This is a genomic window from Lactobacillus acetotolerans DSM 20749 = JCM 3825, assembly GCF_001436775.1.
In the GTDB taxonomy this organism is placed as follows: Bacteria; Bacillota; Bacilli; order Lactobacillales; family Lactobacillaceae; genus Lactobacillus; species Lactobacillus acetotolerans.
Genome location: NZ_AYZC01000008.1, coordinates 14,607 through 28,793 on the forward strand (window position 1 = coordinate 14,607; position 14,187 = coordinate 28,793).

The window sequence follows — 14,187 nt, forward strand, 5'->3', positions numbered from 1 at the left end:
TATTTAGCTAGGGGCAGACTAAAAATTAGCTCTCTTTAAATATTTGTCAAAATCAACAATGTAGTAAGCTTTGCCATGAATTGCAACTGGATCACCATAAGTTGGAATTGACTTCCCTTGTTTTAAGACTTTACGGTCTAAACGGTTACCGTATTGACTATAGATATGAGCATTGTGTGTTAACTTACGGTTAATAGCGTCAATGTTACCAGCTGCCAAGTAATAAACATTAGCCAAAACATAGAACTTTCGACCGTTAATCGTCTTCGTTCTGTTCGTACCTACCTTTGATTTAGCTTTCAAAATCACCTGGTTAGCCCTTTGACCATTATCATCATAAAGATAAGCGTTGTGTAATAAGGTTTGTTTGTCAGAACTAGTTCCCGTATCGGCATTAGCTTCTTGGTAGTTATTGGTTCTGGGCTGACAATTATTAATCTTTACAAAATGATTATTGCCAATAGCATAATATAACTTGCCCCGCATAATAACTGGAATACCGTAAGTCTTAATTGAATTACCGCGTTTCAATACCTGCTTATTAGCACGCTGGCCGTACTTGTTATAAACATAAGCATTATGAATCAACTTCCGAGCTTTACTTAAAACATTTCCAGCAGCCAAATAGAAACCTTGATTCAAATTAAAGAATTTACGACCATTAATCATCGTGGTGCCATAGGTATTAACTTGAGAACCAGTCTTTAAGATAACTGCATTAGCACGCTTACCTTCTTTATCATACAAGTAAGCATTGTGTTGCAAAGTCTTAACTTCAGCTGTTCCAGTATTATTGCCATTACCGTTGGCCTTCTTATCAACGATATTAACTGTCACTGGTACTGAAGTATAAGTACCGTCTGGATAAGTTACTGTAACAAAGCCTTTAGAAGTACCTTTAGTTGAAGTATCTGGTGCTGGGTTCCAAGTATAAGTAGTACCACCTGGTAATTGGTCCTTATTCTTAATGGCATCACCAGCATAAGTTGAGTCACCGCTTAAATCAGTTCCTTGCGGGATATCAACCGTACCACCTTGTGGGTTATACGGGTTATTATTGCCACTGCCTGCTTTAGGAACGCTGTAATAGAAGATAATTGTTTGTTGAGGATCGACACCTGGTGTTAAAGTACGTTTCTGTTCTGCTTGGTTATCTAAAACGTAGCCTTTAGGTGCAGCTTGCTGGGGATCAGTTCCACTAGCACTAACAACATCACCATAGCGGCTACTGTTGACTGTCCCTAAAGTATAATCTGGCATATTTTTTACTCTCGTGATAGTACCAGCATAGTAATGGATAACTTTCACCAGATCATTACTAGCGGTTATTACCTTACCAACAACATAAATAACCTTATCTTGTTCTTCAGTACCATAAGTTATAACTCCTGGCTGAATATAATCAGCTGGCATATCGTCGGGACTGGTTGCATATTCATAACCGTTTGGAATTGGATTAGCTGCAATAAAAGTTCCATTTTGACTTAAATCAAGTGTATCACCAACCCGGTTACCAGTCGGAGTAATCGTATCACCGACTTGATTGCCATTCTTCAGCTCATACTTAACTGTTACATTAGTTTCCGGGTCACCAATTAGATAGATGGTGACCGTATTACCTGCAGCCTTGAATTCCGCTTCTTGGGGTTGGGTATTACCATACAAATCAGCAGTAGCTGTTGCATATGTATAACCTGTCGGAATGTTAGGAGTAATATAAGTGGATTTGACTGTACTATCCGTTAAATCCAGGGGCTTACTAGTAGAACCTGGAAGAGCATCACTGGTATAAAGTACTTTATCGGTATGTTTAGCATTAACAAATTTAAGTGTGACAGTACCATCTGTTCGTATCCAGGTACCTACATGTGGCTGATTATCATCTAAAGTAGCTGTTTGAGAAATATCATTTTGCTTGTGCCAAGTACCACTAGGTAAATTAACAGTATTAGCTAATTTTGTTTTTTCACCCAAAGTCAATTTTTCTAAACTACTAGCATCCAACATATCGCTCATATCAGTAACATTACTAGTATCAAAGTTAGAAATATTTAAACTTGTTAAATTTGAATCACCATTAAACATCTGTTTCATATTAGTTACTTTACTAGTATTAAATTTAGATACATCTAAATTAGTTAGACCACTGTCACCAGAAAACATATAACTCATATCAGTAACATCGTTAGTATAAAAATTTGAGGACAAATTCAAACTAGTTAGACTATTGTCATTAGCAAACATATATTGCATATTAATGACATGACCAGTATTAAAGTTAGAAATATCTAAACTTGTTAAACTACTATCACCAGAAAACATACCCCACATGTTAGTAACATTATCTGTATCGAAATTAGGCAACTTCAAACTTGTTAAACTACTATCATTATTAAACATAGCCCACATATTAGTAACATTACTAGTATTAAACTTAGATACATTCAAATTTGTTAAACTATTGTCATTAGCAAACATACTTTGCATATTAGTGACTTTACTAGTATCAAAGTTAGAACCAGAAATATCCAAATTAGTTAAAGCACTGTCACCAGAAAACATACCTGACATATCGGTTACATGACTAGTATCAAAACTAGACAAACCTAAACTCGTTAAGGCCACTGTCACCAGAAAATATATAGCTCATATCAGTTACATGACCAGTATCAAAGTTAGATAAATCTAAATTTGTTAAGCTACTATCATTCTCAAACATACTAGGCATACTAGTTATATTACTCGTAACCAGGTTACTTAGCCCAGTAATATCTTGTAGTGACGCTAGCTTACTATTATTATTAGCAAACAAAAATGAAGCATCACCATTTGCTACAGTTACCCTTCCAGTAATTTTTATATGTTTGATCTCACCAGTAATAATTGATAAAAATTTCCATTGATTATCGATTTCTCCTGCTGAAATGGTGACCGTTTGGCTATTTGCATCATAAGAAATATTGCTGTTAACTACACCTAACTGAAAGATAATATTATGTGCAGCTTGGGCTAGTTTATTAGTAGTAATTTGATTGTTTTTAGAACTAGAATTTACATTTGTATCAACAGTAGCTGCATTGTTGGAAGTTACAACATTTAAAACCATTATATTTGTATTGGCTACAGCCTTATTTTTATTATCTTGATCAACATCCAAACCAGCTGCATTTGTTGCTGTTTGCATAGCATTATATTTGTTCAGCAACTCCTTACCAGTTTGAATAGAAGTTCGCAATTCTGTTTGTTTTTCAGCAGTCATTTTGCTAAATGCTGCTGAATTGATATAAGCATTGCCTTGATTAATTGCAGCTTGCAAACTTGCTGCAGCCTTTGTTAAAGCACTTTGATTATCAGATTTAGGCATAGTTTGTACATTCTTTTCTGACGTTTTATCAACTGCATTAGTCTGATTTTTATTAGCAGCAGTATTTTTATTTTTTGCTGGCATTGTATTATTAGCTGAACCTGCTGAAGTATCATTATCTACTTCAGATTCATTTCCTTGAACAGATGTTTGTTGTCTAGCTTCTTGTTCATTAGTTCTAAAGAATGAGGTTAAACCTGAAAAAGTCCTTAAATTATCCTGCTTCTTATTTTTAACAGAATCAGAAATAGCACCCGTGTTACTTACACTGGTGCTATTTGTTTTATTATTTTTCTTTACTGTATTCTGATCGTTAATTGTAGAGGATGTATTGGTATCAGAGTCTTCTGCTATTTTAGCAGATGTGGGCTTTAATACCCCCCCCTAGTGTTTTGGGCAGTCTGGTTTGCAGATACTATTTCTTGTTTATCCTGTTTTACTGGATTAACTGTCTCAGCTTTAACTGATTGTGCAGTTACACATATAAAACTAAAACCTAACAGTACAGAAGCTGCACCGATGGCTAACTTACGGATGGAGAAGCGATCCTTTTTAGATTGCATTTCCATCTTTCTTAATTTCTCGTCAAAATTATTTTTACTTAACATACATACATCCTCATATAATTAACTATTTACATTTACAATAACAATATTAAAGCTACTAACATTTTTTGTAAACATAATACTGTTTAAATAATTGGTCTGCTCCAAAAGAAAAAGCCAAAGTAATCAAGTCTGATCTACTTTGGTTTTACTATATTTAGTTTTTATAGATAATTATTTTAACTTCATTTTAACCGATACTATATCAAATGGATCAACGCTACTTGTTTGCTTCACTTTTTCTTCAAGAGCATTAACAATTTCACCATTCTCATATAGTTTCTTAGGTAATTTTATCTCATGATCAGTCATATTCTGTATCCGAATAATATAAGAATTCGTATCATCATAAGAAGGATACAAAGCTGATACATTAATATTGGCAGGAAGATCTAAAATTGAATCTTCCTTAGGAATTGAATGATTAATATTCGTATCCCAAATTTTATTATCTAATCGGTTAATGAAAACATTCAACGTCTGTAATTGATAAGACACAGACTGCCTCAACCAATTATTAGTTAAAACATTATTAGCTTCATAATCAAATGGTTTATCTTCTAATTGAAACGCAAAATCAAATTCGTTATGACCTAATTCCTGTGCAATCGGAGTTTTCATCATTATATGACCTTGATTGGTCGTATCTCCCGATGCTCTACCAGGACGCCATTCTAAATTTGGTTTATCCAATTCACCAGTAGTTGCCATTAAGGTAATGTACAAGTCACCATTTTCATATTGATAAGTCTTCTGTTCTCCATCCCAAACAGTAAAGTGCTTCTCAGAATTTGTAAGGTTAACTGATTTATCAAAATTAAAAATATTCACCGGCTTTTCTACGAACTTCTTTTGCCAATCATCCGGAATCTTCTGATTTTTAGTACTTTGATAACCAGCCTGAATTTCAGCTAAAACAGAATCTGTTTTAACTTTTGGAGAAAACTTTAACCTTAAATTGTGTGACAAAACTTGATTATTCAAAGAAAGATGAGCTTCAATTCTACCCTCTGCATCAAGTGACATTCTTATTTTATAAATCAAGTCTCCATATTCAGATGTGGTTGATGCTCGATCACCCAACGTCTTTGGCAGTTTTGCTGCTCCATAAACAATCATTGTTGGTAAAGATGTATTCTCAAGGGTAACAGTTTTTTGTAACGGTAAAGTTTGCACCTCATCATTGGCCAACGGGGAATAATCATAAGTATCGCCATCATTAGCATTATCAACTAAAGATAAGATGTTTTTATAAAGTGTACCATCTACCTTCAAGTTAATTTTCCCATGATTAAAGCTTAAAATATAATCCCCATTGGAAATTTGTGCTCTATCAGATACCTGACCTACTTTTGGAAGACGTAATTCATTCTCATTATCATCCGTAACAACATTAAATACCTTGTAACCTAATGCAGATAACTGCACCTCACCACTAATTCTTAGCTTGTAATATGCAGGTTCCTTTGAATATTCTTGCCCTTTAGCCGTCATTATTAAAATATGATCCCTAAGAGGATAATATTTTTCATTTTCAAGACATAAGTTGGTAATCCCAGCAATCTTAATATGTTTAGAATTCGTTAATAATTCGTTAATAAGGTAAAGGATTTTCTTCCTTTAAATTCATGCGGATCGGTATTGAATAAGATAATTTGCTTAGAGGTTAACTTCAGTGATTCAGCTATCTTCTTCTCAATCATATTCTCGATGCCATCGGCTATCTCATTTGCCTCTTTATACCGGTGCAGGATATCAACGACAACATTATCTGTAACTGAGCCACCCATCGAATCATGCGCTTGGTACTCAAGCAACTTCTTCCATAGTTTAATTAATATTCCGTTACCAATATTAATTCCAGCTTTTTTACCAATTACGACCAATGGTTCCACCCTGCGTAAGATCTTTTGCTCAAGTAAAAAGCTTTCTTTTTTCAGCTTATATCTAACCGCACCAATTGTTCTATGAACCCGTGCATAAGTTGGTAATCTAATTTCAACCTGATAATCAGGCAATTCATTCTGTTTTCCTTTAAGCAGTTTTACAAAATTTGGATACGTGTCGATTACAATTTGGTTGGCACTAATTTCATTGATTTTTTTAACTGTTTTGAAAATATTCTTAACGATATTCAATTGATCCATACCGGAAGGAATCAAAACATCATTATGGTTACCATGTTCAGCTTCAAATTTAATTGCAGGATCAAGTCGCTTAGTAACCATTTCTTTTAAATGTTTCTGATCATCTGGAGAAATTTTTCCCGTAAAATAACCGAACGGAAAATCGATTGCTACAACTTTCTTATTAGCCAAACCTTTCCAATTAAAGTAAACAGAATCAGTGATTTTATCAAAATTTATTCCTCTCCAAAAGATAAAATTATCAATACCAACCTCATTTAATAAAGTTGGCAGTTGCGCATTAAAGCCAAAAGTATCTGGAAGATAACCAACCATCATTGGATTACCATACTTCTCTTGAGTTTCTTTAATACCAATCACAAGGTTACGAATAATAGATTCTGCATCAGGATTCAAAGCATCGGTTTGCGTATACCATGGACCAACAAATAACCTCTTTTCACTGACTAACTTTTGAATTCTTTTAACAGCTTCCGGATGAATCTCCACGTAATCATCTACAATAGAAGTTTGACCATCTAAGCAGAAATTTGCTTCATGATTTTTTTCTAATTCATCTAAAATTTCGGTAAAAACCTGTTCACTTAGAACTTGGGCGTCCATGGTAGTAAAATACCATTCTCGATCCCAGTGCGTATGATTTACTAAATGTGCTTTAACCATTAACTATTCCTCCGCATCTTCAACTTGATGGTGAGTAACTTTCTTTAAAAAGTTAACCATTAAAGCTGTAACTACGGCACCGATAATAATCGATAAACCATATAGCCAAATATTAGAAGCAAATGGTAATGCCATTAATGTTGCCATTGCAGTCTTTTGAACTACACCAAATGCTGCATTGACAGCACAAGCTGCAGCTGTTCCAACCATAATACTTGGAATAACTCTCAGTGGATCTGCTAAAGCAAATGGAATTGTACCCTCAGTAATACCAAAGATACCCATGATTGCTGCAGTACGACCATTTTCAACTTCTTCTTTAGAGTATAATTTTTTATCTAAAAGTGTAGCTAAAAACATACCAAATGGTGGAATAGCAATTGCTAAAAACATTGCGGTACTTGGCCCATAAACACCTTCTGCATAACAGTCAATACCAAAAGTATAAGCAACTTTGTTAACGGGACCGCCCATATCGAAGGCCATCATTGCTCCAATAATTACTGCTAACATTACGCTGTTAGTACCTGTACTCATACCTTTAAGCCAACTAGTCAATCCAGCAGTGAATCCTTTTAACGGAATTCCTATTACATACATGTACAGCAGTCCAACAACTGCAGTAGATATCAATGGAATTAAAATCAAGGATTTAACTACAGATAATTTCTGCGGAACGGGCATCTTCTTCAACCATTTTGTTAAATATCCAACTAATAATCCAACGATAATACCGCCAATAAAACCTGTTCCGGACTGTTGTGCAATTAAACCAACGATAAATGCAGGTGCAAGTCCGGGGCGATCAGCAATTGAAAATGAAATATATGCCGCAATTATAATCGGAATAAAACCTAATCCCGTTGTACCAAGTAACTTTACATGACCCATGACCCCAAAACGAATTATTCGAAACATTTGTGCCACCACAAATTGTCGCTAAGGACATAAGTAATCCAGAGGCAGTTACTAGTGGGATCATATATGAAACACCAGTCTGCAAATGGTTACCTATTTGTTTCATCTCACCTTTAAAAGACATAATTATTGCTTCTTTCCATTAACTAAATCTTCAGCTTTCTTAATTGCTGAGTCTCCATCTTTGATGACTTCGGAAGTACCAATTTTTAACACTTTTTTACCAACAAAACGTTCCTTTCCAGAAACACTGGTGTCCACAGCAAAAATTACAACGTCAGCATCTTCAATATCTTGGGAAGAAAGTTTGTTTTCAATTCCCATTGCTCCCTGCGTTTCAACTTTAATTTCGTCGCCTTCTTTTTTAGCATATTTTTTCAAATTTGCGGCTGCCATATAAGTATGGGCAATGCCTGCAATACAAGCAGTAATAGCAACAATTTTAGTCATAATGATTTTCTCCTAATCTTCTAATAAATTTAAAATATCTTTTGTTTTATTTGCTTTATTCAATTTAGAAACAAAGCTATCATCCATTAATTTCCCTGAAAGATGTGCCAACATTTTTAAATGTTCTTTATCACCGTTATTCGTACTAACCGCCATTAAAAAAATCATGGTAACTTTTGATCCATCAAGTGAATTCCATTTTAGTGGGGTCTTATTTTTAGCAAAAACCATCGACGGTACCTTAATGGCAGTACTTTTACCATGTGGAATGGCAATATGCTTACCAATACCAGTGGTTGTCATAGATTCCCTCTTCAATACATCCCTAGTAAACTTATCAGCATCAGTAATAATTCCATTTTTGTAAAGCACCTCCGATAGCTGTGCTATTGCATCTTCACGACTTTTAGCATCGAGATTCAACACAATATTATCTTTCGTTAAAAAATTATTCTGCTTCTCCATTAGCATTCACCTTCTCTCAATAGCGCAATAACTTTTTCTACTGAATTACTTTCACTAATTCTTTTAAGCAATTTTTTATCCTCTAATATATTGTCAAAATAACTATAAATTTCTTCTATATGTGGTTTGATTTCTTGATTTAGTGCTAAGAAAAAAACAATTTTAACCATTTTGTCTTGCCATTCGATCTTTTTCTTATCTATATAAATGGCTATTACTGGTTTATTAACATACCTAATGGGCGCGTGTGGAACCGCAACTATATTGATTGCTGTACTTGCCATTTCTTCACGTTTTATCGCTGCCTGTCCAATTCCCGTTCGAACAAATCCATCTTTATAAAGTGCATCCGTTAATTTCTTAATTACTCGATTTCTAGTGATTTTCTTGTCATTAAGAAATATATATTTAGGATTAATTAATGACATGAAAGCTTCGGGTTTGGCTTTGCCATTATTAAATTTAGAAATCACACCATTTATCTTTCGAATTCCGTTTTCATCTAAGAAGGGAGAAACAACTATCAAAGGAACGTTTGGTAATTTGATATTAATAGTACTAATCACCAAATCCTCACTTACCGGCTTTTCTTTGATTTCTTGGACTGACACAACTCGAGAAATTTTAATCTGATTAGAAAACTGTTTCTTAATTCTCTGCTCTAAAAGTCTTGCTGTACCAAGACCGGTACTGCAAACCAAAGCCACCGTCATAACTTTATTATTTCTTTTGTTAAAAGCTTCAATGTGAAGAGCTATGTAAGCCAGCTCGTCATCATTAAGAAATATTCCATAAGCATTTTTAATTTTTATTCCTAAATCAACCGCTTCGTTGTATGCCCTAGTAAAATATTTCTTAATTTTGGATGTATATGGATTCCTAATTGTGAGTCCTAGTGACAATCTCTTTAGAGCTGGAATTAAATGGACGGTTAAATTTTTGATCAAAGTAGAATCAAATTGTTTTAAACTAGCCGTTAAAAAGAGTGAAACATTATTATTTTGTAATTGTTTATCTTCATCTTATTCGTTAGTAGTTAAAGAACTTTGAATAGCAAGAATATGAATATTTAAGTATTGTTTCTCATCTTTGGGCAATTTAATTCCAAATTCTTTTTCTATAACCTTGATTAAAATAAGCGTGTTTTTTTCTAATACTGAATTTTTGGAAGAGAATTTTATAACTTCATTCCTCTTTATTCGTTCAATCGCAATAGTTAAGTGAATGGCAAGTGATTGATATTCATAATCACTCATTTTTAATCCAGAAATCTTTTTAAACTGATTTAATGCATTTAATACTTTAATCAAAGTTTCCGGGCTAAAAAAGACACTTATATTTGTAGATACGTCTTGAGCATCTTTCATTTGTAATTGCCGTTCTTTATTTAAATAATCATCTCCCCAATAAAGACTTATTAATTCAGACATTAATCTCCTCTTTTCTCGTTCGCTAGCTACAATCACAATTCCTTCTTTCGTAGTCAGCAGAGAAGCTCCAAATTTATTTAAAAATTCCTTAACAGCTTTCAAGTTGTTTTCTAAAGTACTCCGACTAATAAAAAAACTTATCTGCTAATTCTTGAACTGTAATAGCTTTGTTAGTTATTAATAATTCAGTCAAAAGATCTAAGGAACGTTGCTTAGAAATATTAAATTTCAAAATATTATTTTCTTGAATAGATTCACTTAATTTAGAGATATTACCTTCAAAATAGATCCCAACGTTGCGTTTTCTTATTAAGCTAACATCAAAATGTTCAACGTAATTCGCAATATTATCTAAATATTTAGCAATAGTCTTTCTAGATTTACCTATTAAGTTAGCAATATCTGAATAATGGACCTTACTAGAATTAAGTATTGCTTCAATAATTTTAATTTCATCATTATTCATTTCGCTCACTTCTTCTCTTCCTGAATTCGCTTTCATTGTACATAAGATTTAACTCCCCACATATAGAAAAAAGTACACTTATATAAGTGTACTTTCCTTAATTTATAAATTTTATGCATAGTATAGCTACATTAATTATGCATTAGCATGCTTAACTGCGTCGTTAACCGCGTTCATAATTACTCGACTAATTTTAGAAGCACCTGACACTGCATCAACTTGTGGAATGACTTTTAATGCGTTTTCAGCAACGTCCTCACTTTCATTTTGATCTATAATTTCAACCTTTTTGATGATTCTATTATTTTGATCATAAGTGACACGAACTTTAATTTGGTCAACCATCCTTTCGTTCAATACTCCTAAATATTGATTTTTAGCTAATTTTATATTCTCTTTATTATGATTTACTAAACTCTTTTATTTACATTAATTATTCTATTTTATTCTGGAAATATCTCGTTGATTCTACTTTCATTAAAGCCAAAGAACCAAGTAAGAATAAATCCACCTATATAAGCAATCAGCATCGCAATTAAAAATTCTATCTGTTGACCTGGTTGAATTATAAGCAAACCAAATATTCCTGAAACACCTTGAGAAACAGTCCCTAAGTGAAATAGTGAAGCTACGGCACCACCAAAACCAGCTCCTAAACAAGCCGTAATAAATGGTCGTCCTAATGGCAAAGTTACGGCATACATTAGTGGTTCGCCAACTCCTAAAATGGCTACTGGAATTGAACTCATAACCATTTTTCTAAAACGCTTATTTTTACTCTTTAAATATAGTGCAAGACCAGCACCAACTTGGCCACCACCAGCCATCATTAAGATTGATAGCAGGTAATTAATACCATGAGTCGGTCCGGTTGGATCGTTTAACATAACATGAATAGGTGTCAAAGCTTGGTGCAAACCAACTGATACCAATCCTAAGAATGTTGAAGATAGAACATAACCACCAATCCAGCTAAGTCTAGTATACATAAAGTCCATCACTACGTAGATTAAATTAGTTAACCAGCTGCCTAATGGCTGTAAGAATACTACTGATACCAAGCCACAAAAGATCAGAGTCAAAATTGGAGTGAAAAATGTATCCAAAATATCTGGCATCCATTTTCTTATTGTTCTTTCGGTCCAAGCGATAAAAATACCCATAAATAAAGCAGTTAACAAGCCACCAACACCAGCAACATACGGTTTATTTGTAAACGGCATTGAAACTGCTAATGATGATAAAGGAAAATCTGGCATCTTTACATTTAAGCAAAGAATACCTCCAATACCACCTAGAATAGGTGAACCTTTAAATTCTTTAGCAGCATACATACCGACAAAGATCGGCAAAAAAGTAAACAATCCCCAACCAATGGTTTTAATTGTTACATACCACCAGTCATTAGCAAATACATTGCCACTTTCATAATCAATTACGTTAGTAATACCGTTAATTAATCCAGCAGCAATGATTCCTGGTAAGAGAGGAATAAACACATTTGCAATGTGGTGCAACCCTCTTTGCAACGGTTTATCATGTTTGGCTTTTTGAGCTGCTTTATTTTCTTTAGCCTGTTTTTTAACCTCTTCTAAGTCTGCTCTATCGTCAGTGTTTTCTTGCCCCAAATCTAAGTGTGCAAGTTTAGCAAAAATTTGAGCAACTTTTGTAACCTTTCCTGGTCCTAAAACTACCTGCAACGTTTCAGATTGAACAACTCCTAAAACACCATCAAGTTTCTTTAATGCATCAACATTAACCTTAGAATCATCTTTAATAGTCAGGCGCAATCGTGTCATACAAGAAACAATCTCACTAACATTATTTTTACCGCCAACCAATTTTAAAATTTGCTTGGCTAATTCTTCATCCGTGCTCTTTGACATATTTTATTCACCTCACTAATTCAATTCATCTAAAGCCCAGCTATAAGCATTTGGAGCTGCTGTCTTCCAATAGTCCCAATTGTGGTTACCACCGTTATCTTTAATAAATTTGACACTAATATCATTACCCTTTAATGTCTTTATAAACTTAGTGACATCTTTAATGGGAACGGTTGTATCAGTAGAGGTAGATTCAATGAAGAATTTATCCTTTTTCGATTTATAATTAATATATCTGGTTGGAAATACAGAATCATAAACTTCATCCGACCAATGCTCTTTACCGTCAGTAAAAGCATGCATATTCTTTCTAATTGGATTAGCTTTAGGCAAGTTATACCAAACAGATGGTGATATTAGCACAGCTTTATTAAACAAATTTGGGTATTTCAGTGCTAAACGAGCAGCACCATAACCTCCCATTGAAATACCACCAACAGCATTAGAATTAGCGTCAGTTTTGGTTCTATATAACTTATTAATAGTGGGGACAAGGTCATCAACAATAGCATTCTCCATTTGCATACCATTCTTTTGATTAATGTAAAAACTATTGAAACCATCAATAAAGACAACTATCATTTGCTTCTTTTTACGATGTTCTAACCCATCTAAAATTTGTTGTGAATTAAACCTTTCAAGTAAATTACGGTGATTACCATAAATACCATGCATCATGTATAAAACCGGATAACGTTTTTTACTATTTTCTTTGTAATTTGCTGGTAAATAAACGTCATAATTCCAATCCATATGTAACTTCTTAGAATAGAGCGTAGTTGTCACCACTTGGCTTTGATTAGGCTTTACCGCTGGAGCCGGAGCTGCGGCTGATTTCTTCTGGCTACTGCAACTAGTTAAAATCAATCCAACTGGAATCAATGACAATAACGCTAAACACCATTTTTTAAATTTCATTCTAGCTTCTCCTTTTGCTTTAAGTATAAGCGCTTACATAAATCTACTATATAATTTGTGTACTTATAATTCAATAAATTATAAGAAAAAAGGTTTCACAACTGTTAATAAAAATATTAACAATTATGAAACCTTATTAATAAATCTCTAAGCGACTACTTCAAATAATAGAGCTGCTAAAGATCCGCCAACAAGCGGTCCAAAGATTGGTACCCAACTGTAAGCCCAATCAGAACCACCTTTATTGGCTATTGGCATAAGTTGGTGTGCTAACCTTGGTCCCAAATCACGAGCAGGGTTAATTGCATATCCAGTTGGCCCACCAAGTGAGAAACCAATTGCGGTAATTAATAAACCAACTATAAATGGATTAAGCCCAGCTGCAAAGTTACCTTTTGTAAAGGCGAGAAGTCCAAAGACTAGGACGAACGTACCTATTAATTCAGCAAAGAAGTTCCAGAAGTAACTTCTAATTGCTGGTTCAGTACAAAAAATCGTTAAAATAGTTTGTTTATCCTTAGTTTCTTTCCAGTGCGGGTAATATGTCAGCCAAACTAGAATACCACCGATAAAGCCCCCAGCTATCTGAGCAATAATATAGGGTAAAACCGACATCCAGGGAAATTTACCAGCAATTGCCATGGCTACAGTTACTGCCGGATTAAAGTGACCCGGGCTTAACCAGCTGACAAAGTAAACACCAAATGCTACGGCTAATCCCCAGCCTAGAGCGATGACTACCCAGCCACCACCATTAGCTTTTGATTTTTTCAAATTAACCGCCGCACAGACACCATCACCAAGCAGGATAATAAATATTGTACCCAAGAATTCACCAAGCATCTGCATGGTCAAACTATCATGCATCATAATTA

At 34.1% G+C, this 14,187-nt stretch carries 15 protein-coding genes and 1 pseudogene; all 16 read right to left on the bottom strand.

From position 1 onward, the window contains the following. Window positions 1–18 precede the first annotated feature (18 nt). The 16 genes and pseudogenes from FC77_RS02255 to FC77_RS02320 all read right to left on the bottom strand — a co-directional run bounded on the left by FC77_RS02255 (window position 19) and on the right by FC77_RS02320 (window position 14,179). A complete protein-coding gene (locus tag FC77_RS02255; protein ID WP_236699541.1) occupies window positions 19–2,625 on the bottom strand; it encodes an SLAP domain-containing protein in 2,607 nt (868 codons plus the stop codon). Beyond that, window positions 2,597–3,448 (bottom strand): BspA family leucine-rich repeat surface protein, encoded by an 852-nt coding sequence (locus FC77_RS02260; protein ID WP_056969958.1) that lies wholly within the window; start codon window positions 3,446–3,448, stop codon window positions 2,597–2,599. The genes FC77_RS02255 and FC77_RS02260 overlap by 29 nt, the downstream gene beginning before the upstream one ends. A gap of 287 nt (window positions 3,449–3,735) precedes the next feature. Then, window positions 3,736–3,927 carry a YSIRK-type signal peptide-containing protein gene (locus FC77_RS02265; RefSeq protein ID WP_229773305.1) on the bottom strand — a complete coding sequence of 64 codons (192 nt, stop codon included), beginning with the start codon at window positions 3,925–3,927 and terminating at the stop codon, window positions 3,736–3,738. 216 nt (window positions 3,928–4,143) lie between these two features. Continuing rightward, complete coding sequence (locus FC77_RS08225; protein WP_225723717.1) at window positions 4,144–5,463, bottom strand: glycoside hydrolase family 38 C-terminal domain-containing protein; 1,320 nt, start codon at window positions 5,461–5,463, stop codon at window positions 4,144–4,146. An 89-nt stretch (window positions 5,464–5,552) separates the two neighbouring features. Continuing rightward, window positions 5,553–6,779 (bottom strand): alpha-mannosidase, encoded by a 1,227-nt coding sequence (locus tag FC77_RS08230; protein ID WP_225723716.1) that lies wholly within the window; start codon window positions 6,777–6,779, stop codon window positions 5,553–5,555. A 3-nt stretch (window positions 6,780–6,782) separates the two neighbouring features. Beyond that, a complete protein-coding gene (locus FC77_RS02275) occupies window positions 6,783–7,697 on the bottom strand; it encodes a PTS fructose transporter subunit IIC (protein ID WP_225723715.1) in 915 nt (304 codons plus the stop codon). Between the two features lie 126 nt (window positions 7,698–7,823). Beyond that, complete coding sequence (locus FC77_RS02280) at window positions 7,824–8,147, bottom strand: PTS fructose transporter subunit IIB (RefSeq protein ID WP_056969960.1); 324 nt, start codon at window positions 8,145–8,147, stop codon at window positions 7,824–7,826. A 12-nt stretch (window positions 8,148–8,159) separates the two neighbouring features. Next, on the bottom strand, window positions 8,160–8,612 hold the full coding sequence (locus FC77_RS02285) for a PTS sugar transporter subunit IIA (protein WP_225723714.1): 453 nt from the start codon (window positions 8,610–8,612) through the stop codon (window positions 8,160–8,162). Further along, on the bottom strand, window positions 8,612–9,325 hold the full coding sequence (locus FC77_RS08405) for a PTS sugar transporter subunit IIA (RefSeq protein ID WP_338084849.1): 714 nt from the start codon (window positions 9,323–9,325) through the stop codon (window positions 8,612–8,614). The genes FC77_RS02285 and FC77_RS08405 overlap by 1 nt, the downstream gene beginning before the upstream one ends. A gap of 36 nt (window positions 9,326–9,361) precedes the next feature. Beyond that, a pseudogene (locus FC77_RS08355) lies at window positions 9,362–9,571 on the bottom strand (PRD domain-containing protein); the annotation flags it as partial. Window positions 9,572–9,634: 63 nt separating this feature from the next. Beyond that, a complete protein-coding gene (locus FC77_RS02295) occupies window positions 9,635–10,144 on the bottom strand; it encodes a PRD domain-containing protein (RefSeq protein WP_151443602.1) in 510 nt (169 codons plus the stop codon). 22 nt (window positions 10,145–10,166) lie between these two features. Beyond that, window positions 10,167–10,517, bottom strand: a complete 351-nt coding sequence (locus FC77_RS02300; RefSeq protein WP_151443600.1) for a hypothetical protein — start codon at window positions 10,515–10,517, stop codon at window positions 10,167–10,169. A gap of 126 nt (window positions 10,518–10,643) precedes the next feature. Then, on the bottom strand, window positions 10,644–10,853 hold the full coding sequence (locus FC77_RS02305; RefSeq protein ID WP_054681471.1) for an FMN-binding protein: 210 nt from the start codon (window positions 10,851–10,853) through the stop codon (window positions 10,644–10,646). Window positions 10,854–10,951: 98 nt separating this feature from the next. Then, entirely contained in the window at window positions 10,952–12,394 is a 1,443-nt protein-coding gene (locus FC77_RS02310; RefSeq protein ID WP_056969965.1) for a PTS transporter subunit EIIC, read from the bottom strand. Between the two features lie 15 nt (window positions 12,395–12,409). Continuing rightward, window positions 12,410–13,312, bottom strand: a complete 903-nt coding sequence (locus FC77_RS02315) for an alpha/beta hydrolase (RefSeq protein WP_056969966.1) — start codon at window positions 13,310–13,312, stop codon at window positions 12,410–12,412. Between the two features lie 147 nt (window positions 13,313–13,459). Continuing rightward, entirely contained in the window at window positions 13,460–14,179 is a 720-nt protein-coding gene (locus tag FC77_RS02320) for an MIP/aquaporin family protein (protein WP_056969975.1), read from the bottom strand. Window positions 14,180–14,187 lie beyond the last annotated feature (8 nt).

Bases quoted from the DNA above. Each gene is read 5' to 3' on its own strand.
- FC77_RS02320 (WP_056969975.1), bottom strand. From the start codon at position 14,179: ATGCATGATAGTTTGACCATGCAGATGCTTGGTGAATTCTTGGGTACA.
- FC77_RS02265 (WP_229773305.1), bottom strand. From the start codon at position 3,927: ATGCAATCTAAAAAGGATCGCTTCTCCATCCGTAAGTTAGCCATCGGT.
- FC77_RS08405 (WP_338084849.1), bottom strand. From the start codon at position 9,325: ATGACGGTGGCTTTGGTTTGCAGTACCGGTCTTGGTACAGCAAGACTT.
- FC77_RS02285 (WP_225723714.1), bottom strand. From the start codon at position 8,612: ATGGAGAAGCAGAATAATTTTTTAACGAAAGATAATATTGTGTTGAAT.
- FC77_RS02275 (WP_225723715.1), bottom strand. From the start codon at position 7,697: ATGTTTCGAATAATTCGTTTTGGGGTCATGGGTCATGTAAAGTTACTT.
- FC77_RS02280 (WP_056969960.1), bottom strand. From the start codon at position 8,147: ATGACTAAAATTGTTGCTATTACTGCTTGTATTGCAGGCATTGCCCAT.
- FC77_RS02310 (WP_056969965.1), bottom strand. From the start codon at position 12,394: ATGTCAAAGAGCACGGATGAAGAATTAGCCAAGCAAATTTTAAAATTG.
- FC77_RS02260 (WP_056969958.1), bottom strand. From the start codon at position 3,448: ATGCCAGCAAAAAATAAAAATACTGCTGCTAATAAAAATCAGACTAAT.
- FC77_RS08230 (WP_225723716.1), bottom strand. From the start codon at position 6,779: ATGGTTAAAGCACATTTAGTAAATCATACGCACTGGGATCGAGAATGG.
- FC77_RS02305 (WP_054681471.1), bottom strand. From the start codon at position 10,853: ATGGTTGACCAAATTAAAGTTCGTGTCACTTATGATCAAAATAATAGA.
- FC77_RS02315 (WP_056969966.1), bottom strand. From the start codon at position 13,312: ATGAAATTTAAAAAATGGTGTTTAGCGTTATTGTCATTGATTCCAGTT.
- FC77_RS08225 (WP_225723717.1), bottom strand. From the start codon at position 5,463: ATGACGGCTAAAGGGCAAGAATATTCAAAGGAACCTGCATATTACAAG.